20 protein-coding genes are annotated in these 21,873 nt (G+C 52.3%); 9 read left to right on the top strand and 11 right to left on the bottom strand.

Annotated elements, in window-relative coordinates; genetic code table 11:
* The first annotated feature begins 46 nt into the window (after positions 1-46).
* A complete protein-coding gene (locus ACO0LL_RS18185) occupies positions 47-913 on the top strand; it encodes a LysR family transcriptional regulator (protein ID WP_422952243.1) in 867 nt (288 codons plus the stop codon).
* 6 nt (positions 914-919) lie between these two features.
* On the opposite strand, the gene ACO0LL_RS18180 is transcribed toward ACO0LL_RS18185, so the two are convergent.
* A complete protein-coding gene (locus tag ACO0LL_RS18180; protein WP_422952242.1) occupies positions 920-1,309 on the bottom strand; it encodes a nuclear transport factor 2 family protein in 390 nt (129 codons plus the stop codon).
* Between the two features lie 84 nt (positions 1,310-1,393).
* Positions 1,394-2,257 (bottom strand): MBL fold metallo-hydrolase, encoded by an 864-nt coding sequence (locus ACO0LL_RS18175; protein ID WP_422952241.1) that lies wholly within the window; start codon positions 2,255-2,257, stop codon positions 1,394-1,396.
* 134 nt (positions 2,258-2,391) lie between these two features.
* On the opposite strand from ACO0LL_RS18175, the gene ACO0LL_RS18170 reads away from it, so the two are divergent.
* Positions 2,392-3,294, top strand: coding sequence for a LysR family transcriptional regulator (locus tag ACO0LL_RS18170; RefSeq protein WP_422952240.1), 903 nt, complete (start codon positions 2,392-2,394; stop codon positions 3,292-3,294).
* 90 nt (positions 3,295-3,384) lie between these two features.
* Here ACO0LL_RS18170 and ACO0LL_RS18165 read toward each other — a convergent pair whose 3' ends face one another.
* Positions 3,385-4,566, bottom strand: coding sequence for an agmatine deiminase family protein (locus tag ACO0LL_RS18165; protein ID WP_422952239.1), 1,182 nt, complete (start codon positions 4,564-4,566; stop codon positions 3,385-3,387).
* Positions 4,567-4,728: 162 nt separating this feature from the next.
* On the opposite strand from ACO0LL_RS18165, the gene ACO0LL_RS18160 reads away from it, so the two are divergent.
* Positions 4,729-5,616: a LysR family transcriptional regulator gene (locus ACO0LL_RS18160; protein ID WP_422952238.1), complete on the top strand. Its 888-nt coding sequence runs from the start codon at positions 4,729-4,731 to the stop codon at positions 5,614-5,616.
* Between the two features lie 36 nt (positions 5,617-5,652).
* Here the strand turns inward: ACO0LL_RS18160 and ACO0LL_RS18155 are convergent, their stop codons facing one another.
* The 3 genes from ACO0LL_RS18155 to ACO0LL_RS18145 all read right to left on the bottom strand — a co-directional run bounded on the left by ACO0LL_RS18155 (position 5,653) and on the right by ACO0LL_RS18145 (position 7,548).
* Positions 5,653-6,357: a glutamine amidotransferase gene (locus ACO0LL_RS18155; protein WP_422952237.1), complete on the bottom strand. Its 705-nt coding sequence runs from the start codon at positions 6,355-6,357 to the stop codon at positions 5,653-5,655.
* A gap of 217 nt (positions 6,358-6,574) precedes the next feature.
* Entirely contained in the window at positions 6,575-6,787 is a 213-nt protein-coding gene (locus ACO0LL_RS18150; RefSeq protein WP_422952236.1) for a tautomerase family protein, read from the bottom strand.
* 20 nt (positions 6,788-6,807) lie between these two features.
* Positions 6,808-7,548, bottom strand: a complete 741-nt coding sequence (locus tag ACO0LL_RS18145) for an SDR family oxidoreductase (protein WP_422952235.1) — start codon at positions 7,546-7,548, stop codon at positions 6,808-6,810.
* 121 nt (positions 7,549-7,669) lie between these two features.
* Between ACO0LL_RS18145 and ACO0LL_RS18140 the strand changes: the two genes are divergently transcribed.
* Both ACO0LL_RS18140 and ACO0LL_RS18135 read left to right on the top strand, forming a co-directional pair.
* Positions 7,670-8,602, top strand: coding sequence for a LysR family transcriptional regulator (locus ACO0LL_RS18140; protein ID WP_422952234.1), 933 nt, complete (start codon positions 7,670-7,672; stop codon positions 8,600-8,602).
* Positions 8,602-9,363 (top strand): hypothetical protein, encoded by a 762-nt coding sequence (locus tag ACO0LL_RS18135; RefSeq protein WP_422952233.1) that lies wholly within the window; start codon positions 8,602-8,604, stop codon positions 9,361-9,363. Before ACO0LL_RS18140 ends, ACO0LL_RS18135 begins: the two co-directional genes overlap by 1 nt.
* A gap of 184 nt (positions 9,364-9,547) precedes the next feature.
* Here the strand turns inward: ACO0LL_RS18135 and ACO0LL_RS18130 are convergent, their stop codons facing one another.
* Together ACO0LL_RS18130 and tnpA are read right to left on the bottom strand one after the other, a co-directional pair.
* The gene (locus ACO0LL_RS18130; protein WP_422952232.1) at positions 9,548-9,901 is read right to left on the bottom strand and encodes a DUF1428 domain-containing protein; all 354 of its coding nucleotides are present in this window, start codon (positions 9,899-9,901) and stop codon (positions 9,548-9,550) included.
* A gap of 310 nt (positions 9,902-10,211) precedes the next feature.
* Positions 10,212-10,643: an IS200/IS605 family transposase gene (gene tnpA / locus ACO0LL_RS18125; RefSeq protein WP_422952231.1), complete on the bottom strand. Its 432-nt coding sequence runs from the start codon at positions 10,641-10,643 to the stop codon at positions 10,212-10,214.
* Between the two features lie 416 nt (positions 10,644-11,059).
* On the opposite strand from tnpA, the gene ACO0LL_RS18120 reads away from it, so the two are divergent.
* The 4 genes from ACO0LL_RS18120 (at position 11,060) to ACO0LL_RS18105 (ending at position 14,220) form a co-directional block, all read left to right on the top strand.
* Positions 11,060-11,821 carry a creatininase family protein gene (locus tag ACO0LL_RS18120; RefSeq protein WP_422952230.1) on the top strand — a complete coding sequence of 254 codons (762 nt, stop codon included), beginning with the start codon at positions 11,060-11,062 and terminating at the stop codon, positions 11,819-11,821.
* A gap of 257 nt (positions 11,822-12,078) precedes the next feature.
* Positions 12,079-12,549, top strand: a complete 471-nt coding sequence (locus tag ACO0LL_RS18115) for a cache domain-containing protein (protein WP_422952229.1) — start codon at positions 12,079-12,081, stop codon at positions 12,547-12,549.
* 264 nt (positions 12,550-12,813) lie between these two features.
* Entirely contained in the window at positions 12,814-13,563 is a 750-nt protein-coding gene (locus tag ACO0LL_RS18110; RefSeq protein WP_422952228.1) for a tetratricopeptide repeat protein, read from the top strand.
* A 111-nt stretch (positions 13,564-13,674) separates the two neighbouring features.
* On the top strand, positions 13,675-14,220 hold the full coding sequence (locus ACO0LL_RS18105) for an REP-associated tyrosine transposase (protein ID WP_422952227.1): 546 nt from the start codon (positions 13,675-13,677) through the stop codon (positions 14,218-14,220).
* 95 nt (positions 14,221-14,315) lie between these two features.
* Here ACO0LL_RS18105 and ACO0LL_RS18100 read toward each other — a convergent pair whose 3' ends face one another.
* The 3 genes from ACO0LL_RS18100 to ACO0LL_RS18090 all read right to left on the bottom strand — a co-directional run bounded on the left by ACO0LL_RS18100 (position 14,316) and on the right by ACO0LL_RS18090 (position 21,772).
* On the bottom strand, positions 14,316-16,223 hold the full coding sequence (locus tag ACO0LL_RS18100; RefSeq protein WP_422952226.1) for a reverse transcriptase family protein: 1,908 nt from the start codon (positions 16,221-16,223) through the stop codon (positions 14,316-14,318).
* Between the two features lie 579 nt (positions 16,224-16,802).
* Positions 16,803-18,461: an SWIM zinc finger family protein gene (locus tag ACO0LL_RS18095; protein ID WP_422952225.1), complete on the bottom strand. Its 1,659-nt coding sequence runs from the start codon at positions 18,459-18,461 to the stop codon at positions 16,803-16,805.
* Positions 18,458-21,772 (bottom strand): hypothetical protein, encoded by a 3,315-nt coding sequence (locus ACO0LL_RS18090; protein WP_422952224.1) that lies wholly within the window; start codon positions 21,770-21,772, stop codon positions 18,458-18,460. Before ACO0LL_RS18090 ends, ACO0LL_RS18095 begins: the two co-directional genes overlap by 4 nt.
* Positions 21,773-21,873 lie beyond the last annotated feature (101 nt).

The raw sequence follows: 21,873 nt of genomic DNA, 5'->3' as shown, positions 1-21,873 counted from the left end.
CAGACAAGCTGATTAAATTGAAGTCATACTTTCGAATAACTGAATCATGAATTTATCTGAACTCAACCTCAGCCAGTTGCGCACCTTTGTGCTGGCCGCCGAACGCCTGAGCTTTGTCAGCGCGGCAGAAGCTGTACATAGATCACAGGCCGCAGTCAGCATGCAGATCAGCAAACTTGAGACCAGTCTGGGTCAGCCCCTGTTTGAACGACACACCCGGCGCATCGCCCTGACGCTGGCAGGTGAAACCCTGTTGCCCTATGCCCGCCAGTTATTGCAGACTGAACAGGCGGCACTGAATGCATTACGCACGCAACAAGTGGTGGGCAAGGTGGTGCTGGGCTCGCCGGATGATTATGTGTCCTCGCTACTGCCCGCTGTGCTGGAGCGGTTTTCAAAAAGATTTACTGGCGTGGAAATAGAGCTGGTGTGCCTGCAAAGCCTGTTACTCAGACCGCTGTTGAAGAAAGGTGCGATCGACCTGGCCTTCGTCACCCGCGATGAAGGCCTCGATGGTGCCTTCATACGCCGTGAACCCATGGTCTGGGTAGGTGCAGAACAACATGCCGTGTGGAAGAAAAGCCCGCTGCCAGTCGCCCTGTACGACAAAGGCTGCGTCGCACGCGCCCATACCCTCGCCGCACTGGAAAAAAGCGGCCTACCCTACTACTCCACCTACAGCAGCCCCAGCCTGCTAGGCATACTGGCGATGGTGGAAGCAGGCCTGGCGATAGCCGCACTGGCAGAATGCAGCGCACCTGCACATCTTGTGCGACTGGGGAAAGCGGAAGGCTTGAAACCGATAGCGCCGCTAGATATTGTGCTCATCAAGGGCCGGAAAAATAATTCGCCTGCGGCGGAGTGTCTGGCGAATGAGATTATGCAGGGGTTGAGTGAGCGGCGTGGGGTGTAGCGCGACCTAGGTCATTGCAACAATAACGCTGTAGCTATCAACAAACTGTTCAAAGCGGATGATCTTTTCATCCTTTAATTGCCATAGATGGGCGACTCTGGCTGTGAAAGATTTTTGGCTCGCCTTATGCGTACCGCTGTAAGTGCCATAAGCCACGACCTTGTCGCCGCTGGCGACGTAATCTTCTACGATGAATTTGTAGTCTAGCCATTCGGTGGCGAGACGGTAGAAGACATTCTTTTGTATGTCGGCAAAACCAATATAAGTGCCGGCATAGGGAAAACCTTTCGCCTCGGTCCAGCTGGCGTCTGTCGCCAGATAGCGCTGGAGGTTCTTGCCGTTTTCTTCCGAGGTCTTACCTTCGTATGTGCTTTTGATGATATCGAGGTTGCTCATATTTTTTACGCTTCGCCGGTAGCAATATGGCGAACCATTGTTCGCCATGTTTGGTAACGTTCTAGTGAATTAACTGAACCAAACTCACCACTTCATCTCACCCTTATTCACCTTGGCACCAATATCCAGAGACAAACCTGGTGGCGCATCAGGGTAGGCTTTTTTCATGGCATCAATTAGCTCGACGCCTGTTTTGGTCGCCGCTGCATTCTTCTCAAACGACAGCAGATAGGCCTTGGTATAAGTGATGGCGCTGATGTCAATAGCGGTGCCAGATTTCATGTGGCCGGGCACGACGATTTTAGGTTGCAGGGCTGCCATTTCATCGAGTTGTGCGACCCAGGCGGCACGTTCTGCCGTGGTCTGGGTGTCTGCTGTCCATACATGCAAATTACCAAACACGCCTATGTTGCCGACGATGGCTTTGATGGAAGGTATCCAGAAGTAAGGGCGGTGTGCCAGCAAACCCTGGTTGCCGCGCAGCTCGACCACTTCACCATCGACGGTCAGGCTATTGCCACTCAAGGCTTTTGGCAGGACAGGTGTACGTGGTGCATTGGCACCCATTTTTGGGCCCCAGAAGGCGACTTTGCCTGCGACTTTGGCTGTCAGTTTTTCCAGCACGGCGGGTGTGGCGACGACATCGGCTTGCGGGAAGATTTCCTTGAGGATTTCTACACCGAAGTAATAATCAGGATCAGCCTGGCTGACCAGAATGGTTTTCAGTTGCTTGCCGCTGTCGAGCACATTGGCTGCGATGCGCAAGGCATCTGCACGGGTGAAACCGGCATCGATGACCATGGCTTCTTTTTCACCAAAGACCAGGGTGGAATTGACATTAAAGCTATTGCCGTCAGCGTTATAGACTTTGACTTGCAAGGGTGTAGCTGCCTCGGCAGAGGCGAAAGTGACAGCGAGGGTAGTGGCCAGGATGGTAGTGCGCAGCATGGTGGGCTCCAGATTTTAAGGGGTTTTGAATCTGTATTGATTCAGTGTTTGTAGTTTAATTTCATTTATTAGCCAGATAAACGAGCTAAAATGCACATAACTGTTTCAATATTCGAGCAAATGGCAGATATATCATGGACAGACTGACAGCAATGCGGGTGTTTTGTGAGGTGGCTAGCAGTGGCAGCTTTAGTGCCACGGCCGACAAGCTGGACATGTCGCGCGCCATGGTGACGCGTTATGTGAGTGAGCTGGAAAGCTGGCTGAATGCCCGCCTGCTGCAAAGAACCACACGCAGCGTGACGCTGACGGATGCGGGTGAACAATGCCTGCGCCGCAGCCAGCAAATGCTGGCGCTGATGGAGAATATAGAAGAAGAAACCCGCAGCGATGATGCAGAATTGCGCGGGCAATTGCGCCTGACTTGCAGTACCTCGTTTGCCTTTGGTCATCTGGCGCGTGTCATCAGCAAGTTCCTCGCGCAACATCCCTTGCTGAAAATAGACCTGCATGTCGGTGATGGCACAGTCAACCTGGTTGAGGCGCGCATAGACTTGGCGATACGCATCAGCAGCGAGCCTGATCCTTTGTTGATCGCGCGGCCACTGGCTATCTGTGACTCTGTGCTGGTCGCCTCGCCGTCTTATGTGCAGCAGGCGGGTTTGCCACAACACCCGCAGGATTTGCCTGCCCATCGCTGTTTAAGCCATGCCAATTATGGCCGCAACACCTGGCGCTTTGTGCGTGGGAATGTGCATGAAGATGAGAGCGTGCAGGTCGATATCGCCAGCCATTTCAGTGCCAATGATGCGACGGTATTGTTGCAGGCAGTGCTGGCTGGTGCGGGCATTACCCTGCTGCCGACTTATTTGATGGATGATCATCTGGACAAGGGTGCTCTGCAAATCATCTTGCCGGAATGGACGGCACCGCCCATGACTATCTATGCCCTCTTCCCTTCACGCCGTCACTTGTCGCCCGCGGTGCGGGCCTTGCTGGATTTTCTGGTGGAAGAATTTGCCAGCCAGCCCTGGTGATTTGATTGCCTGTAGGAGCGGCTTCAGCCGCGAATCGTCAATGTTGCAAATGCCCATTTCGCGGCTAAAGCCGCTCCTACGGCCACCAGATCATGCCAGCGGCTCTTGCTGTGTCGTGCAATGTATGCCACCACCACCTGCAGCAATCGGGTCTATATTTAACTGCACGATACGCCTACCCGGATACAGGTCGGCCAGTTGTTTTTTGGCGTAGTTGTCCGCTTCTGCATCACCAAATTCTGGCAGGATGACGGCACCATTGCAGACATAGAAATTAATATAGCCTGCTGCAAAATTCTTGTTTTCAAATTCTGGCCGCACTGATCTTGGTACGGGAATAGGGAAAACCTGCAAGGCCTGGCCCTGTGCATCACGGCTATTGCGCAAGATGTCGAGATGGCGTTTGGTAACCTGGTATTCTGGTGACGAAGTATCATCATCGAGATTGGCCACCACCACACCGGGCCGCACAAAGCGCGCATAAAAATCGGTGTGGCCATCGGTGATATCAGCCCCGGCGATGCCCGGCAGCCAGATGACTTTTTTGATGCCGAGTACGCGCAAGAGTTCTTTTTCGCATGCTGCTTTTGTCACACCGGGATTACGGTTGGCATTGAGCACGCAACTCTCGGTGATGATGGCCGTGCCCTTGCCATCGACTTCTATGCCGCCACCTTCCAGCGTCAGGCTACTTTGGATGAAGCTGCTGGAAGTCTGCCTGGCCATGGCTGCGGCCACCTGACGATCCTGCGCATAAGCCTGCTTCTTGCCCCAGCCATTAAAATTGAAACCTACTCCGGCTTTGCTACGGTTGCTGCCCAGTACAAACACGGCACCAGTATCACGCAACCACAGGTCATCGATTTCTTGCACGATGAGTTTGATACGCGGGTCACACTTTTGTTTTGCCAGGGCCAGATCTTGCTGGCGCACCAGCATGTTCACAGGTTCAAAGGCGACAATCGCATTGGCGATACCTGCGAGGCTGTCACGCACAGGATTAAGCAAGCGGCGACCCCAGATCGCTTCTGAGGCGCCAAAGGCCATCCACGTTGCCGCATGTGACTCGGCTTCATCCGGCATGCGCCAGGCGTCAGCCGTTTGGCTTGGCGCGCTATTGTTGCCACCTGCCAGGTTCGATGGCTGACTTGCTGGCGAACTGGCAACTTCTGAACTGGCGTCGCCACCACAGGCATATAGCAGGCCGGGAGCAAGCACGATGGCTGTGCTGTGCAAGGTTTTGCTTAAAAAGTTTCTGCGTTTGGTATTCATCATTTTCTCAGGCTTGTTCATGTAGGTGTTTCAATACCGCTCCATATATAAACAGCAAGATATTTGAGCGATGTGGGCATGAACAGGATTGTGCTTGAATTAAAATATGAGAAAAAGCGATATTATTTGCCTTTATTAATCAAGTTTTCTCATATCTTATCCATGCCAAAACAGAAACTTCCTTCGCTGACTTTATTGTCGGGTTTTGAGGCCGCCGCCCGGCATGGCAATTTTTCCAGGGCGGCTGATGAATTACACCTTAGCCAATCAGCGATCAGCCATCAAGTACAACAACTGGAAGAGCAACTGAAACAACCGCTGTTCCGCCGCGTAGGCCGTGGGGTGGAACTGAATGTCGCAGGCGAAACCCTGCTAAGCAGCGTACAGCGTGCGATGACGGTGTTACAGGCGGGACTGGGGCAGATTGCCACTTATCTGGACCCTGGCCTGGTAGTAGTAATCTGCCCTGAACATATCGCCCATGGCTGGTTGCAAGCCCGGCTTGCCAGACTCCAGGAGCGCCTGCCTGACTTATGCCTGATGTTATCCACCGATATGACGGCGCGCTTTGTCGATGAAGTAGATGTTGATATCAGCATTAGCGACCGGCCCTTGCTGCAGAAAGGCCTGACTGAGCTGCCGTGGTTGCAGGATAGCTGGGTGGTGCTTGCCAGCAAATCGCTGGCCGGGCATATCAATGCACTGCCCGCCAGCGAGCATCACTTGCATGCGGGTTTGCTCTGTCTGGAGCAGAGTCTGACAGATGAAACAACTGCATCGCTATTTTTGCAGGAGCTGGCGCATTTCCGCAAACTGGCATTGTTTGATGATGTGCGCCTCTTGCTCGATGCCGTACAACGGGGGCGTGGTATCGCCTGCCTGCCGCGCCTGCTGGCAGACGAAGGCTTGCAGAATGGCAGCCTGTGCATGCTGGATGGCTATCAACAAACCGCGGGACAGACCTGGTACTTGTCTGGCATGGTCACAGAGCCCAGGGCCGACATTGTCAAACAAGTGTTTGACTGGCTGCAGGCTGAAGCAAAAAAATAAGCCAGATATGGATGCAGAGGCAGGAATGATCCTGCATCACACTCCACACACTCTCAACCATTCAGTAAAAAATAAACGCGCCTGATGTGCGAGGTCCAGCCCATAGCTGGCCGCCTGCTGGCGCATCTGTGGTATCGATAATTTCTCGTGTGCCATTTCATGGGCATTGCCTACAAACCAGGCCTCCAAACCTGCTGCCGTCACTTCTGGATGACACTGGAATGCCAGACCATGTTTGCCCCAGCCATATGCCTGGTTGTGGCAAACCTCGCTCGACGCCAGCAATTGTGCGCCCTGAGGCAAATCGAAGGTATCGCCATGCCAATGGAACATATTGCAATGCCTTGCATCAAAATGCCGCACTGGCGTGTCCTTGCCTTCATTTGTCATCTTCAGCGGAAACCAGCCTATCTCTTTGGCAGTCGCCGGATAAACACTGGCCCCCAGCGCCCGCGCCATGATTTGCGCGCCCAGGCAAATACCCAGCGTGGGCAAGTCTGCATGCAGGCGCTGCTGCAGGAAATATACCTCTTGCAACAAGAAAGGATAATTGTCATCTTCGTAGGCCCCGATAGGGCCGCCCAGCACGATGCACACATCGGCTGCCAACGGGTCTAGCGCAGCCCAGCCCTGGGTACAGGCGTTAACTTCCTGAATGTTGAAATCCTGCTCTTTCAGCAGGGCAAGAAAACTGCCTGCATCTTCAAAAGCGACGTGGTGGATGATCAGGGCGGTTTTCATAGGGGCTCCTCAATATGGCTTTGCTTGTATGGTCCAGCGTGTGTTGCAACTTGCACTGTGGACATTAGCACGGACAAGTCAACGCGAGTCCAATAAACAATATAGTCTTGAATTTGCGAAATTCAAAACGCGCCGTGTCATATTGATGAGGTTGATGAGTGGAAATTTGTAGGTTGGGCCGGGCCTTGCTAGGCTACGCTGTTAACCCGACCCAGGTTTACCTTCCCTTCATCCCCATCTTCTCCAGCGTCAAGGTCTCATCCGCTCGCCCCCAACCACCATCAGTCACTTCTTCGACCATCACCATGGTATAGGGCCGCACGCCTTCACCGAAATATTCGACAAACATGGCGGTGGTGCGGTGGATGATTTCTTCTTTGCGGGCAGCATCGATGATGCCTTCAGGGAATTTGAAATTGGCAAATGGCATGATTATTCCTTTAAAGTAAATTAGGCGAAGCCGCCGTTGACACGTAACACTTGTGAATTGACCCACACACCGTCAGGGCCAGCCAGGAAGGCAACCGCAGAGGCGATCTCTGCTGGCGTGCCTATGCGTTCCATGGGATTCATCCTGGCGATGTTGCTGACCTGCTCTTCCGTTTTGCCGTGAAAGAACATCTCAGTGCCTACCGGCCCTGGGGCAATCGCATTGACGGTAATTTCACGGCCGCGCAGCTCATTGGCCAGCACATGTACCAGGCCTTCTACCCCTGCCTTGCTGGCGATGTAGGGGCCATAGGCAGGAAAGGATTTGGCGATCACGCTGGTCGATAGCGCAATGATGCGCCCGCCCTTTTCTATATGCTGCGCGGCCTGTGCCAGCACCAGAAAAGTGCCACGCAGATTGATGGCGATGAGCTTGTCAAAGGCATCAATATTGCTGGTGTTGATGGTGGTCATCGTCATGCTGCCAGCACTGTTGACGACCACATCTATGCGACCAAACACTTCTTTGGCGGTGGTAAACAATTGCGCCACATCTTCAGGTTTGCTGACATCGCCCTGCACGGCGATAGCCTTGCCCCCTGCCGCCTGTATGGCGCTGACAGTTTCCTGTGCCTTACTCACATTGCCTGCGTAATTGACGACGACGGCGAAGCCATCTGCCGCCAGGCGCAGGGAGATAGCATGTCCTATGCCACGTGAACCACCGGTAACGATGGCGGTTTTTGTTATTTCATTGTTCATGTTTTTTCCTTAATCCAGATTGCACAGACTGATGCGTCTGTCTGGATCACACTTTAAGCATTCAACCCAGCAAGATAAATACTGATAAACTCAGAACATAATTCAACACAGCTCAACAATCATGGACAAACTGGACACTCTGCAGCTATTCACCCGCATCGTTGAAACTGGCAGCTTCAGCCGGGCGGCGGATATGCTGGACATCCCCAGAGCCAGCGCGACCCATGCCATCAAGCAACTGGAAACTCGTCTGGGCACCCGCCTGCTCGAGCGCACCACGCGCCAGGTGCGTACCACGCTGGATGGCCAGGCCTTTTACGAACGTTGTGTGCATATCATCAGTGAACTCGATGATGCCGAGGCATCAATGCGCCATGTGGCCGCCAATCCGCGTGGAGTCTTGCGGGTCGATATGCATGGCACCCATGCGACGCAAGTGGTGCTGCCACGGATACAAGAGTTTCGTGACCGTTATCCCGGCATAGACCTGGTGGTCAGCAGTGGTGACCGCCTGGTCGATCTGGTGCGCGAAGGTGTTGATTGCGTAGTACGCGGCGGCAACCCGCGTGATTCAACTCTGGTAGCACGCCGCCTGGCACTGATGCCGCAAGTACTATGCGCAAGCCCTGCATATCTGGCCAGATTTGGCACACCACATCACCCTGATGATTTGATGCTGCACCAGGCCGTCAGGTTTTTTTCCAGCACGACCGCGATAGACTATCCCATCGTGCTCAATATCGAAGGCCAGGTGAAGGAATTTGACGTTGGCGGCTGGATGACAGTCAATGATGCCGAAAACTATGTGACCTGCGCCCTTGCTGGCTGCGGCCTGATACAGCTGCCGCGCTTCCACATCGCCGACGCCTTGCGCGATGGCCACCTGGTAGAAGTGCTGGCAGACTGGCAGAGCCCGCCCTTGCCTGTCACGGCGCTGTACCCCTACCGCCGCCAGCTATCACCACGCGTGCGGGTGTTTGTAGACTGGCTGGTGGGTTTGTATGAACAGAAGTTTGGGGTCTTGCCTGTGGCAATGAAAAGAGAAACAAATTGATGAAAATTCGTTTACCAGTCTTGTGGGGCAGGCCTGCGGATGTTGATTACGGGGCAGAGCAATTAACACTATCAGATATCCTGCCAAAGACAGGGCAGACCATTAATGTCTATTTTTCTGAAGATGATAGTCCGGTTTATAAAGAAAGCCCGTATGTGTTGTGGAAGCCGCCCTTGACTGAAATGAATTGTTGGTCCGATCACCCCAGTGACATTTTGCATAGCTACATCGTGACGGGGCAGGTGAAATTTCTACGTCAGATTCCACAAGATAATGAAGATGCCACACCGCTGGAAAGAATGATAGAAAAAAAACTGGAATATGAGTTGCTCATTACGGATGTACAGCCTTTGCTCAAGTTATGCGATATGGTGAAATCAATGTCGGCAGAGTTGTGGCAAGAACGTTATGGCAGCAAGACCTTGTCTGGCCTGTTGCAAGCCAGAAACGATAATGGAACTCTTTTTGGCTATGCGGATGACTCAGATTGGGATGCTGTGCGCTGGGTTGGAATGGCGAGTATTGGTGATTACATTTACCTGAATTTCAGTTGCTACGAAGCGCATTATGACCTCCTGCTTCAACAGCAAGGGAAGCAATTATTTGTTCATTATTTCAGCGCTGACATCTGCGGTTTAATCGAACGATACATCGCATACAAAAAGCTCCCATCAAGTGAAAATGCAGGTCTCAAATCATTGATGGCAAGAGCTGTCGCACTGAAGGATAGTTTTGGTGATTACTTGCTCATTGATGTGTAGTCTCGTAGGTTGGAGCGGACAGCACTAGACTACGCGTTGTAGGTTGGGCTACGCTTCACCAGCCCAACACTGGGCTTTCAAATGACGTATACGATGGCTGAGGCCGAGTGTTGGGCTGATGAAGCGTAGCCCAACCTACGCCCCCTACGCCCGACAATTTTCTCATCCGGCATCCGTCAACAAATCACAACTCCACCATCACCTCAAAACCACCATAAATCATGCGCTTGCCGTCGCAAGGCATGGGATTGGCTTCCTGGCTCAGGCGTGGGTCTTGCATGGCTTTTTCCCATCCGGTATTGCGTGCTTCTTTTGATGGCCAGGTCATCCATGAAAACACCACAGTTTCATCTTCCTTGCATTGCACGGCCAGGGGGAAAGAAGTCAGCTTGCCGGGTGGCACATCATCGCCCCAGCATTCGACGATGCTGAGCACGCCGTATTCCTTGAACACTGGCGAAGTTTTTTCCGAATACAGGCGATAGGCTTCACGGTTGGCATTGGGCACTGCGAGTACAAATCCATCAACGTAGCTCATGCTGAAACTCCTGGTCTGGCAAAGATAATGAAGGATGAAGCTGATGGATTTTTGAACGATCCAAAGCATCAAAAAAAGCAACCGTATTTGTCGCTGTGCTTGAATTCTAGTGCAAAGATTTGGCCTGATGTTAAGTATTTTTTGCCACCGTGCTGTGCACGTGCTCTGTTGGACTTGCCTTTAACCTGCGTCAATTTCATCCACGATTAGTTCTGGATATAAATCGAATTAAATTACCTCCGGCAAAGCCGGAGGTTTATTGCTGGGGCGCCTCAAAGGCGCTGGTAACCCTTGAGCCGCCTAAAGGCGGCTACAGTCCCAATTTCATTTGGTCGTAACGCTCATCTTCCTGCTCTTGATTCCGGATGTAAGCTCGAACCATTTCTTCATCTAGTCCCACCGTTGAGACAAAATAACCTCTTGCCCAAAATACTTCTCCTGTGAAATTCCTTTGCCTCCCACCAAAGTGTCTGGCTATCGAAATTGCACTCTTGCCTTTCATGAATCCCACAACGTTTGACACTGAATACTTTGGCGGAACGCTCAAACACATATGAACATGGTCAATCATTAAGTGACCTTCTACTACGCTGCATTCCCTTTGCTTGGCCAACTCCCGAAATATTTCCCCAAGATGCTTTCTCAACGCCCCATAGATCAACTTCTTTCTGTATTTCGGAATGAACACTATATGGTACTTACAATCCCACCTCGTATGACTCAAACTTTGATACTCTTTCATCTTGAAACTCCTTCTTTTGGTAGAGATAGAAGTTTCAAACCGACCGCCGTATAGGTCAAACCTTGAGGAGTCCCCCGGCAGAGCCGGGGGATTACCTTATTTATTTAATCCAGGATTGATTTTGAATGTACATCAATTTAATCCAGTTCTAGCCTCAGTCTAGTCTGAGGCTAGTTTAGGGTTCAACCCTATACTAGCCCGGCTGATTCCTGATTCCCTTAACTTGATTCCCTTAACCTGATTCCTGATTCCCTCTCCCCTTCATCCATCGCAATCCATGCGATGACGTGTGAGATAAAAAAATTTGGCGATTTTCAAAATTTGCGGCAAGATGATGGCTGCGAATTTTGTCGTCCGTACCAGCCCACAGCGGACGAATCAGCTGCATCTGCCAACCCCGATTTGAAAGTAACCCCATGCGTCTCGCGTACTCCACCTGGCCCGAAATTACGGCTTTTCTGGCCGACTCCAAAACCGTCATCATCCCCATAGGCTCGAATGAGCAACACGGCCCGATGGGTTTGCTGGGTACGGACTGGATGTGCCCGGAGATCATCGCCACCGCTGCTGAAAAAGTCGCGCAAGGCAGTGAAGCGCTGATGCTGGCACCGACTTTCAACATCGGCATGGCACAGCATCACTTGGGCTTTGCCGGGACGATTTCGCTGCGCCCTTCAACCTTCATGGCGGCGATTGAAGACTGGGTCTTGTCGCTGGCACGCCATGGCTTTGACCACATATATTTTTTGAACGGCCACGGTGGCAATATCGCCACCATAGAGGCGGCTTTTTCGCAAATTTATTCGCATTATTCGTACAATAACAAGACCTGCCCGCTGACGCTGCGGTTGAAAAACTGGTGGGATTTGCCTGGCGTTGCAAGCTTGTGCCATGGCATGTTCCCGGTTGGCCATGGTTCACATGCCACACCGTCAGAAATAGCGGTCACCTATGCTGCTTACCCTGACCAGGTGCGCCAGGTAGAGCTGACGCCAAAAATCCCACCGACAGGCCCCATCCTTGATGCACTCGATTACCGAGCCCGTTTCCCGGATGGCCGCATCGGTGCCGACTCCAGCCTGGCGACGATAGAACTGGGGCAGCAGATCATCGATACTGCGGTAGCTGGCTTGTTGAGTGATATCAAGCTGTTTAGTGCTGAACAAAAACCTGCATGATAGTCACTGACAGCCACTGAGCCACTGATAGCCATTGATAACCGCCGATAGCCGTCACATTGATTCACAAAGCTGCTGAAAAAATCATCAACATTTCCACATGGAAATCTGGTATTGTTTTCCTGGTAGCCCGATGCTGAAAGAAAAAGTGCGGTCTTTGCATTGCAAAACCTGCCTGCAAAGCCTACTCTGGATTCGCCGTTGTTCGTTACGGTCAGGCATTTGGCCACGCCATAAAAACACATACCGGAGACATCATGAGACAATTTTTCAAAAGCATCCTTGTCGCTTTATCCCTGTCATTGCTTGCCCAGAGTAGCGCATTTGCCGCCGAACATGCGACGGCGCAAGAAGCAATCGACATGATCAAAAAGGTCGTCACCTACTACAAAGCGAATGGCCCTGAAAAAACCTATGCCGCGGTAAATGACCCCAAAGGGCAGTTCATTTACAAGGATTTGTATGTGTTTGCCGGAACCGTCAAACCAGGTGGCGTCACCCTCGCCCATGGTGGCAACCCAAAATTGCTAGGCAAACCCCTGGGGGAATTGCGTGATGGCGATGGTGTTTTTTTCGTCAAAAAAATCAATGAAGTGGCTGGCAGCAAAGAAGGCAAAGGCTGGGTGGATTACAAATGGCCAAATCCTGTAACCAAGGCGCTGGAGCAAAAAAGTACTTATGTAGAACGTGTAGATGAGATTTATTTTGCCTGCGGCATCTATAAATAAATTTGACCCGAACTTACTCAAACCAGGCTGTATTTCTTGCCAAATCTCTATGCTGACTGGCCGTGATCGTTTGAACACGGCCACCAGCAATCAAGCTCCCCTCTTTCGTCTGATGGTAAAATGATAGCTGGCAGCCTCGCTACGCTATTTTTTAGGCTGTTTTAGACCGTTTTACCTCCCTGTTGCATCCTGATCTGCACACATTAGCTGGATACTTCCAGATGTACAGGATGCATTTGCCCTCTATTTTTACCACTTATTTTTATGCCATATATCGGAGCAGGTTTTCATTTTCTCATCGCCATATTTTTTGCTGTGCACGCAATGCGCAACAAACGCGAAATGTACTGGCTGATGATTTTATTCATGTTCCCCTTGCTGGGTAGCGCGGTGTATTTCTTTGCAGTATTCTTGCCAGAATCACGCCTGGAGCGCGGCATGCGCAAGACAGTGATTGCCGCCGCCAAAAGCCTTAACCCTGGCCGTGAACTGCGCGAAGCACAGCAGGCCTTTGATCTGGTACCAACAGCACAAAACCAGATGCGTCTGGCAAATGCCTATCTGGATGCAGGTGATACTGCCAAGGCAGTGCAACAATATGATATCTGCCTGCAAGGGCCTTTTGCCAGCGACGCGGTCATTCGCATGAATGCCGCTGAAGCAAATATCTTGCATGGCCAGGCTGATGAAGCCATCACCTTGCTACTGGCAGTAAGCAAAGACCAGCCCAATCACAGGCCAGAACAACAAGCCCTGTTGCTTGGCAGAGCCTATGTAGCAGCCAGCCGCCAGCAAGAGGCAGGCACCACCTTTGCCGATGCTGTATCCCGTTTTGGCAGCATGGAGACTCGCGTTGAATATGCAATCTGGGCATTGCAGGCCGGTGAGCAAGGCATCGCCGATGCACAATACGCAGAAATCCAGCAAAACATGCGGCACTGGAATAGCGATACCAAAGCCATGAACCGTGATTTGGTCAAGCGCCTCAACAGCGCTTTTGCTGGTCGCAAGTGATGGATGTAGGGTGCGCCGTGCGCACCATCGTTGAAAAATACGATTGCTGTTATTCAAAGACGGTGCGCACAGCGCACCCTACAAGATAGCGAACTCTAAGCGTATATTTTTATGCCCAACTATCGACGGTCGCGAATTAAAGGTGCAAGTTATTTTTTTACTTTAACCAGCCTCCACCGAAGACCAATATTGACCGAGCCTGCGATACGGCTATCATTACGCGCAGCGATACAACAAACCCGCATTTCACATCCTTTCGAGATTGATGCTTGGGTATTACTGCCCGATCATTTGCATTGCATCTGGACTTTACCTGAAGACGATGCAGATTTCTCCATGCGCTGGTCTATGATCAAACGACTGGTAACGCAAGCGTGCGCTAAGAATTTCGGTGTAGAAGAATTATCTTCTTCCCGTACATCAAGAAGAGAATCCGGAATATGGCAACGTCGTTTCTGGGAACATCAAATCCGGGATGACGAAGATTTCGCCAGACATGTCGATTACATTCACTGGAATCCAGTTAAGCATGATTTGGTCAAACTAGCAGGGGATTGGCCCTATTCCACATTTCATCGCTACGTCAAAGAAGGAGTATTATCGCCAGAGTGGGGAATAGCCACGTCAATGATTGAGCATCATGATTTTGGCGAATAAATCACCGATAATAGGGTGCGCCTTGCGCACCATCGTTGAAAAATACGACTGCCGTTAATCAAAGACGGTGCGCACGGCGCACCCTACCAGGTTACTCAACTCAACAAAACCACACTCAAAGCCAGCATCACCATTACCCACACCAGGCTGCTGCGGCCTGTTATCAAGCTGAGGGAAACCAATGCTATACCAAATGTCAGGGGGTAAAGACTGTGCAGGCTGGCTGAGAATATTGCGCACAAAAAAACTTGGAAAACCCGGCCTAACATGCCATGGCGGCGACTGAGTTTGTTTTTCTCTGCTGCGGTATAGTTGCTTGCAGCTTCTGTGGCATCAGACTGCTTGAGCTTGGGCATCGCAGCAGCTTGCTTTTCTTCTTTGGCAACTTGCTTCACTGCCTTCTTCTCTTCCAGTACTTGCTGCGCAGTTTGTTCCAGCACAGGTGCGGCGGCCTCCTGCACTTGCCACCAATCCTGGCCGTTTTCTCTTTGCGGTGTCTTACCACTGGCGACTTGCTGGCGCAGTGTTGGTCTTGTCACGCGTGTCGTTGACTGCGCTTGCCCTGCATATTGCGCTCGCAATGCCTTGATGCGTTGCAGCCATGGTTTTCCTTTTACCGGATTGACCATGCAGACATAACGGGCATAGCCTTCCAGTGCACCTAGCACATCGGTATTGCCATTCCAGTGATAACCTACCGGGCCATTCTTTTCTACCTGATGCAGTGTAGCGCGGAAGCGGTGCAAGGTCTTGGCATCTATCGTCGGGCTGTGGTTGACGACGATGCCAGTGACCTCCTGCTTTTGGCTGTGGCGCATGATGTGTTGCTTGTCAGGATGCAGGGTAAAGCCTTCATCAGCGATGATCTGTTTGACGCGCCACAGGAGTTTGCCAACCGGTGGACGTTCTTTTTGTTTGCTGGAAAACGTCAGGTCATCGGCATAACGGGTATATACAAAACCCAGCTTGCTTGCTGCCGCATACAGGCGTTTATCGAGGGTATGGCACAAGATATTCGTGATCATCGGGCTGGATGGCGCGCCTTGTGGCAGGCTGCGCTTTTTGCCAGCGACAAAATATTTTTGCTGGTCTACCCGCACTTCTTCTGTTGCCTGCTCGGTACACAGCAAACCCAGCAGGGTAGCAATCTGATCGCCATAACCCAGGGATTTGAACACGCCTTTGACGCGTGAATATTCTATGCTAGGGAAAAAATCTTTCAAATCCAGATTGATGACCACGGCCTGCCCTACATGCGGCAGGGCATTGCTGAGTATGGAATGCTGCGGCAAGAAACCATGTGCAGCAGGATGGCAAGGTACTTTGGCGAGGATATGATCCAGCACCCAGTACTGGCAACGCTTGAGGCGCGGCATGGGGGCAGAAATAAAGCGCTGGCCACCAGTCTTTTTGGGAATAGCGAAACGCTGGTAGTGACTGACCTGACTGACCTTGCGCTGGAAGCTCATGAAGCGCAATTCTGCCAGCGGTATGCCTATCGCCGTTGCCAGGTCCAGTGATTTTTGCAGCGCTGGCAATTGATAACGTGCGAGTTTGTCGGCATTGGTACTCGTGTAATTCAAGCCAGTGGAAACGCCCTCGCCCAGATAGCCTATGTCGTTCTGGCGTTTTTCTTGCCAGGCCAGTGCCTTGGCATGCCGCAATTGCGCATGTTTCTGTTTGGTCAGTTCGCGCCTTTCTTTTGCTGCTGCCATGCGTTGCTTGCGCATGTCGCGCAGGGCTGCCTTGGGGTCTTGCACGCGGCGTAACTGAGCCGTCAAGTCATTTAATTCTTTACTGAGTGCAGCTTCACGGGCGATGAGTTCGTCAGTCACCGATGGCTTGCCACTGTCGGCGGGCCAAAAGCCAAGGCGGCGCATCTCTTGCAAGACCACGGCATCTTTGGTGGTCGTGCGCAGGTGGGCATACAATTCATCGCGTGTCATCTGTGACAGGGGTTTGTCAGATGCGTTTTGTACAGATGCTTGCTGTTGTTGTGTCATGACGCTGGTCTCTGTTTTCTTTTTGGCGCGCTGACATCAGCATCAGCATGCAACAAAAAGAATTCACGTTTTCCAAATAAAACAAAAACGGTGAGCCAGACAAAAGAAGGAAAAGCGGCAGGAAGCTCATCGAAGAGCCTTCAGACTGAGAGGCTCCACTCGACGCCGGAAACGACTACCGGCGTAATGGGGTTCACGGAATCCACATCGTCATTGCGCCGGTAGTCGTTTCCGGCACAGTGAAGAGAAACTCAGTGATGCATAGCTAAGCAAAATACATGGATGGCGATACACCATCCGGATTGCAAGAGCCTTCCTGCCAAAATCTATTCTAATGTCTATCTCACCTCCTGTAAATACGAAAAACTGATTAAGCTACTGCGCAACCATATTTTGGGCCTGCGATGCTCGCCGTACATGCGTACGACTGCGCTTCTTAACTCAAACTATGGCCGCTCGCTACGCTTACTCAGCCTTTCTAAAAATGCATTACTTCTTTTATTTCTAAATTCAACGAGCTTTCTCAAACGAAAAATATTTATAGACGCTAATCAGCCTGCGCAATTTTTCGCTAATAATTCACTGCTTGCTATTTGCAACCTGACGTATGGCCAGCATATGTTCACAAGGCCCACGGAACATGCGGTTACGCACGTAATAATCGCAACTGCAGTTGCCTTCCACCAGTCTGTCATCATTGTCCAGCCTGATCATGGTCTTGCTGAGTTTCTTGGTGTTCGTGATACTCGCGCTGACGCTGGCTTTCCATTCGATACCACCACCAGCCAGGTTTGCTGACTGCAAATCGAGCAAAAGGTTTTTGTGTACGAGCTGGGCCGCCAGGGATTCACGTTCACTGGCAAAGCGCAGGCTGGCGACATTGATGGGTTCGCGCACCAGATCGCGCCAGCGGGCTACCTGATCCACCGCGTCATACACGACGCGGCCTGCCTGCATGAGGCCGGTCAGCGCTGATGCCACCAGTTTGCTGTCGAGTTGCAATTGCTGCGCCAGGCTGGCGGTGCTGGCTGACCATTGCGAAGACAAGGCATGTGCCACGGCTTGCGCTTTGCTGTCATCAACATCCAGACGCGGTGCCAGCAAATCAAATTGCCCGGCGCGTGACCAGTCATTGGCTGTCCAGCCGGACAAGCCCAGGGTGTAATCCATGTCAGGCAGATGAGCGATCCAGAAGCTGGGCAAGCCTGTGCCCATGAGCATGACGCTGAACTTGTCGGCAACGGCGATCAGCCTCTCCAGCGTCAGCAAGCGGCGACGGCCCCATATCCTGACCTCTGCCGCCTCATTGCCAGTGAAGACAGAGCGCTGACATACCAGCTTGATGCCCCAGGGTTCAAACAGCATGGTGATGGGCTGGCCTGACTCAAGAATGAAGCGTATCGAACGCGGCCCTACCCGCTCAGTCTTGCGGCGCAGAATGTGGCAGATGCTGTGCACATCCATGGGGTGTAAATCCAGCTTGTGGGCAGGCATGGACATGGCGGTGCTGACTTGCAAAAAGCCACGCATCCAGCTGTCAGGCAAATCTATCTTGGCTTCATGATATTGTTCGTCATGACCGGTTTGCACCTGGAAACCATCGGCCTGGATTTCAAAACGGGTTTCTTTGTAGGCGCGTATCTTTTGGAACTCATCATACAGCGCAGACGAATAATCGATATTTGTAGTACCGCAGGCAAATTCACCAAGGTGCTTGAAAACACTGTGGCGGCAACTCAGGCTGGCATACGTCGATTCATCGCGGCTGAAGCATTCAAAGAACACCTTATCAGGGTGCACCGTGATGACAGGGTCAAGCACGATCCACATGTCGCGGTTTTCTTTGTACAGATAGTCAAAGTATTCGCGCTGTGCCTTGTAGAAAGGCTGCATGAGACCATACTTTTGATTCTGCACCTTGGTGAGTTCTGCTCGCAAGGGCGTGATTTTTTCGCGCAACTCTTTTTCTTGCGCCATGAAATCTGCCAGCAGGCTGGCCTCATTCTCTGCCAGCCAGGCGAAGTAAGCTGTCCTGTCCTTGGGCTGGGTGCGCAGGTCAGACACCACCACATCATGCATGGCACTGATGGCTTCGCGGTAAGCCAGCGCCAGCGTGGATTGCAGGGTGGCGGCAAAATATGTGGGCGTGCGCAAAGTGTCAGGTGCGAACTGCATGCTGGTGGCAGTGGCACTGTCACTCACCTGGCTATTGCCAAAATAGCGGTATTCAAACTTCATACAGACTCCGCAGAAATGGTGACTGCATCCTTGTGCAATCGTGGGGCAATGAGCTGCATGGGCCAATCGGCTGCATCAGCCAGCCCCGGATACGCAGCCTGCAATTGCGTCAATCCGAGGATGTATTGCGCCTTGTCCTGTATCGCCACGGTCAATACCTGACGCGTGAAAATCTGTGCGACAAATTGTGCATGCGCTTCAGACAGCAAACCCTGATCCTGCAGGAAACGGATCACGCGGTTTTTAACCGTGCGGGCTTTGTTCACATGTGACAAGACGCTGAGGAAGTAAGGACGCAGTTGCTGAAGGTGTTGTAGTGCCAATTGCTGATCAATATACGTTTGCACACTTTGCTCCAGCCACTGGCTGACAAATAACTGCATGTTGGCCGATGGATGCTGGGCAAGGCTCAATACATATTCGGCGGCATCTTCGATACGGAAGTGGCGGGTGATCAATTGCCTGCCCAGTCTTTGTATGGCAGCCTGCTGATGGTCGCACAAGGCCAGCAACTGGCTCAGCGACCATTCGTCAGCACTGATATTGCGGGCAAAATAATCTGCCGCAAAAGAACGGGTTTCTGGCCAGCGGGTATCGAGTATGCGCAGGGCATCGTTGAGGCTGGCGCGCACTTCAGGCACATGCTGGCTGAAGTAATGTTGGGCACGCAGCCGCACTTGCAGGACAGCGTGCCTACCCAGCAAAGCCCATTGCAGGACGCCGAGGCTGGCAGCCAATGTGCCGCTCGCCTGTATCAACACCATGGCACCCAGTTCCTGCGCGCCCTTGCTACGGGCCTGCAACAGACGCCATTGCATATCCACAGGCTGGTCCATTATTGCTGTCAGCAAAGGGCCGCTGCACCAGTGGATGATGTCGGCATGCACGCTCTCTTCACCATCAGTATTATCGCTACGGAAAATCACATCGATAAAGTGTGCCAGCAGTTTCCCAGAAAAAGTCACATCAGTAGCGAGCTGGGTAATCACCGGTGTCATGGCCGCCCGCACACGCGCATCCAGCGCTGTTGCGAGAGTCGCGACCAGATCAGGCTGCTGGCGTAATACATCGGCGGGCAAAGCCGCAAATAAACGGCTACCCAGGCTTTGCCTGCCAGGGTCTGTATCCTGCAATAAGTCACGCAATGTCAGTGGTGAGACATGGGCGATACCAGCGGGGTGGGCCAGCAAGATATCTGTCGCCAGCGCCTGTTGCCAGAATTGCGCTGCCTGCAGCAAATCACACCAGACGGCAATATCGTGGTCTGGCAATTGCGCGACTTGTTCTGCCAGTACATTCTGGATCAACCACTGCAGGTCATCTCGCAAAGCGTCGATCTGGTTGGCGGCCATGGTGGTCTGTCTTGCCCAGATGGACAGACGGTTCAAAATTAGCTGGCGCGTCCCAGCAGTCGTAGCATGCGCCAGCAAACGGCAAGTTTCGCGTACGCCTTGCGACGGGCTGGTAATCATCGCCACGATCAGGCCAGCGTCTTGCGCATACAGCTCTGGTGTCTTGCGGATAAAAACCAGTGCAAAATCTGCGGCAGGCTGATAATCCGTTGCCAGCAAAATCATCAACCAGTTGAGGTCTGGCGTTTGCTGTGCAAAGCGTTGTTTGACGATGGCAAAAGCAAATTCTTTGGTCGGCAGATAGGCGCTTTGCAGCAAGCCCTGCAATTGCTCCAAGCTTAGCTGCTCGCAATAAGCCTGATTGTCCACCAGGGCGCGTGCAGCAAAGACGTGCACGCCATGGCACAGACTGTGTTGCATCAGGTAGAGCAATTTTTCTGGTGCGGCATCCCACAGTTTTGGGAAGGCTTCCTGCCGTTTCGTGCGTGGCGGGTAATCAAGATTATCTGTCGTCGCGGGTATCCACCATTTGAGTGCAGTACGGCTGGTTTTGACTTCGCTGTCATGCTGGTGCACAAGCTGGTTGAATACCATCCAGCTGGCATAGGGGGACAGAAAACGCAGTTCTGTCGTGTAAGAACGGCTCTGATAATTCCAGTTAACCAGTCTTTGTATATGTGCCTTGTCTGCGTGCGCATCGTCGCAGGCCAGCAATACTCCCGTTGCCATGTTGGTGAAATCGGCGCTTTCAAGCTCGCCCAGGCGGCGCAGCGTGCGCCAGGTGCGGCGGCGCAGATAATCGCGGGTCAGGCTGGAATAGGCGACCCGGGTATTCGGTTTTTTGACTTCGTCGGCATAGCTGACATAACGTCTTTCCAGATACACGTAGCTGGTATTGGAACTCAGCAAAAACAGCGGCCAGGTTTTTTCAAAACGCTGGTGCAGGATGCCGAACAGTTCGGCATCGGCGCGGAATTCTGCAGTTTTATACAAATGGCGGAAGGCGCGAAATACCAGCAAATTCACTGGCAGGTTGCGCAACTGTTGCAACAGCAAAGGCCGCGCCAGTGAAGAGATGCCTGCCTGGTCTATCATGTCCAGTTGCTCCAGCCAGTCATCATGACGCCAAGCACCCCATGACTTTGCAGACAACAGGGCGAGTAATACCTCATCCATGCCTTTTTCCAGATCCGTGGCCTGCTGCGCTTTTTGCCAAGCAGTTTGCAAATCAGCCGGCCATTGCGCGATCAAGCCATGCCCATATTGCTGCGCCTCTTCGGATGTTGCCAAAGCCAGCCAGGCTTGCCGCGCCATGTGTTTGACATGAGCCTCTTTGGAACGCTGACTCAGCTCATGCATGGCCTGTTTGGCGCCAACATCACCACAACGGCCTATGGCATAGGTAATGCAGTAATCAAGCATGGCATCGGCGCCGCCGAGTAATTCGACCAAGCGTGGTACGGCGGCAGGCAGGCGGCGTTCGCCTATGCGCCAGACTGTGCGGGTACGCTCTGCCCTTGACAGGCCCGACCATGCGCGAGGTGGCAGGCGATCAAGCAGGATTTTTTCTTGTCCGGATACAGAGGCTGGTTTGCTGATTTTTTGCACCAGGGTTTGCGAAGAATGGCCCCATTGCATGGCATCAGCCTTGACCTGGTCCTGAGCTGCTGGCGTAGCGGGAATAGCAGGAATAGCTGGAGGTGCAGATGTATCTACGAAACCCTGTTCGAGCTTGCTGGCCAGGACCTGGGCATACAAAACTTCTGCCTGGCTCAGGGTGACAGGGAAAGGTGTTCTGGTGCTTTCCTGCCATTCGGCATTGGGATGGCCTTCACGCACATTGACCAAATATAGGGGTACAGCCCCTTCGTTCTGCGGTGCCAGTGACAACTCGATTTCGCAATGCCGCTCTGTGGGCTGCATGCGTACCAGCTTCACCAATTTAATCACGCCTTGCATAAGCATGCTCCGGAAAGTGTCGCAAGCCGGAACAGTAATGTCAGTATTCCGGCATCATAAAGCGAAGCATTATGACATCGATTATTTTGTCAGCAATACAT

The sequence above is a fragment of the Undibacterium sp. TC4M20W genome, from assembly GCF_049340245.1.
Lineage (GTDB): Bacteria > Pseudomonadota > Gammaproteobacteria > Burkholderiales > Burkholderiaceae_D > Undibacterium.
Note: the sequence above shows the minus strand (reverse complement) of the source record. Positions and strands in the feature narration are given on the sequence as shown.

Excerpts from the sequence above, each read along its gene's own strand:
- ACO0LL_RS18170 (WP_422952240.1), top strand. The coding sequence starts at position 2,392 with ATGGACAGACTGACAGCAATGCGGGTGTTTTGTGAGGTGGCTAGCAGT.
- ACO0LL_RS18100 (WP_422952226.1), bottom strand. The coding sequence starts at position 16,223 with ATGACACAACAACAGCAAGCATCTGTACAAAACGCATCTGACAAACCC.
- ACO0LL_RS18150 (WP_422952236.1), bottom strand. The coding sequence starts at position 6,787 with ATGCCATTTGCCAATTTCAAATTCCCTGAAGGCATCATCGATGCTGCC.
- ACO0LL_RS18115 (WP_422952229.1), top strand. The coding sequence starts at position 12,079 with ATGAGACAATTTTTCAAAAGCATCCTTGTCGCTTTATCCCTGTCATTG.
- ACO0LL_RS18135 (WP_422952233.1), top strand. The coding sequence starts at position 8,602 with ATGAAAATTCGTTTACCAGTCTTGTGGGGCAGGCCTGCGGATGTTGAT.
- ACO0LL_RS18165 (WP_422952239.1), bottom strand. The coding sequence starts at position 4,566 with ATGAATACCAAACGCAGAAACTTTTTAAGCAAAACCTTGCACAGCACA.
- ACO0LL_RS18120 (WP_422952230.1), top strand. The coding sequence starts at position 11,060 with ATGCGTCTCGCGTACTCCACCTGGCCCGAAATTACGGCTTTTCTGGCC.
- ACO0LL_RS18110 (WP_422952228.1), top strand. The coding sequence starts at position 12,814 with ATGCCATATATCGGAGCAGGTTTTCATTTTCTCATCGCCATATTTTTT.
- ACO0LL_RS18180 (WP_422952242.1), bottom strand. The coding sequence starts at position 1,309 with ATGAGCAACCTCGATATCATCAAAAGCACATACGAAGGTAAGACCTCG.
- ACO0LL_RS18105 (WP_422952227.1), top strand. The coding sequence starts at position 13,675 with ATGCCCAACTATCGACGGTCGCGAATTAAAGGTGCAAGTTATTTTTTT.
- ACO0LL_RS18185 (WP_422952243.1), top strand. The coding sequence starts at position 47 with ATGAATTTATCTGAACTCAACCTCAGCCAGTTGCGCACCTTTGTGCTG.
- ACO0LL_RS18090 (WP_422952224.1), bottom strand. The coding sequence starts at position 21,772 with ATGCAAGGCGTGATTAAATTGGTGAAGCTGGTACGCATGCAGCCCACA.
- tnpA (WP_422952231.1), bottom strand. The coding sequence starts at position 10,643 with ATGAAAGAGTATCAAAGTTTGAGTCATACGAGGTGGGATTGTAAGTAC.
- ACO0LL_RS18095 (WP_422952225.1), bottom strand. The coding sequence starts at position 18,461 with ATGAAGTTTGAATACCGCTATTTTGGCAATAGCCAGGTGAGTGACAGT.
- ACO0LL_RS18130 (WP_422952232.1), bottom strand. The coding sequence starts at position 9,901 with ATGAGCTACGTTGATGGATTTGTACTCGCAGTGCCCAATGCCAACCGT.
- ACO0LL_RS18145 (WP_422952235.1), bottom strand. The coding sequence starts at position 7,548 with ATGAACAATGAAATAACAAAAACCGCCATCGTTACCGGTGGTTCACGT.
- ACO0LL_RS18155 (WP_422952237.1), bottom strand. The coding sequence starts at position 6,357 with ATGAAAACCGCCCTGATCATCCACCACGTCGCTTTTGAAGATGCAGGC.
- ACO0LL_RS18140 (WP_422952234.1), top strand. The coding sequence starts at position 7,670 with ATGGACAAACTGGACACTCTGCAGCTATTCACCCGCATCGTTGAAACT.
- ACO0LL_RS18175 (WP_422952241.1), bottom strand. The coding sequence starts at position 2,257 with ATGCTGCGCACTACCATCCTGGCCACTACCCTCGCTGTCACTTTCGCC.
- ACO0LL_RS18160 (WP_422952238.1), top strand. The coding sequence starts at position 4,729 with ATGCCAAAACAGAAACTTCCTTCGCTGACTTTATTGTCGGGTTTTGAG.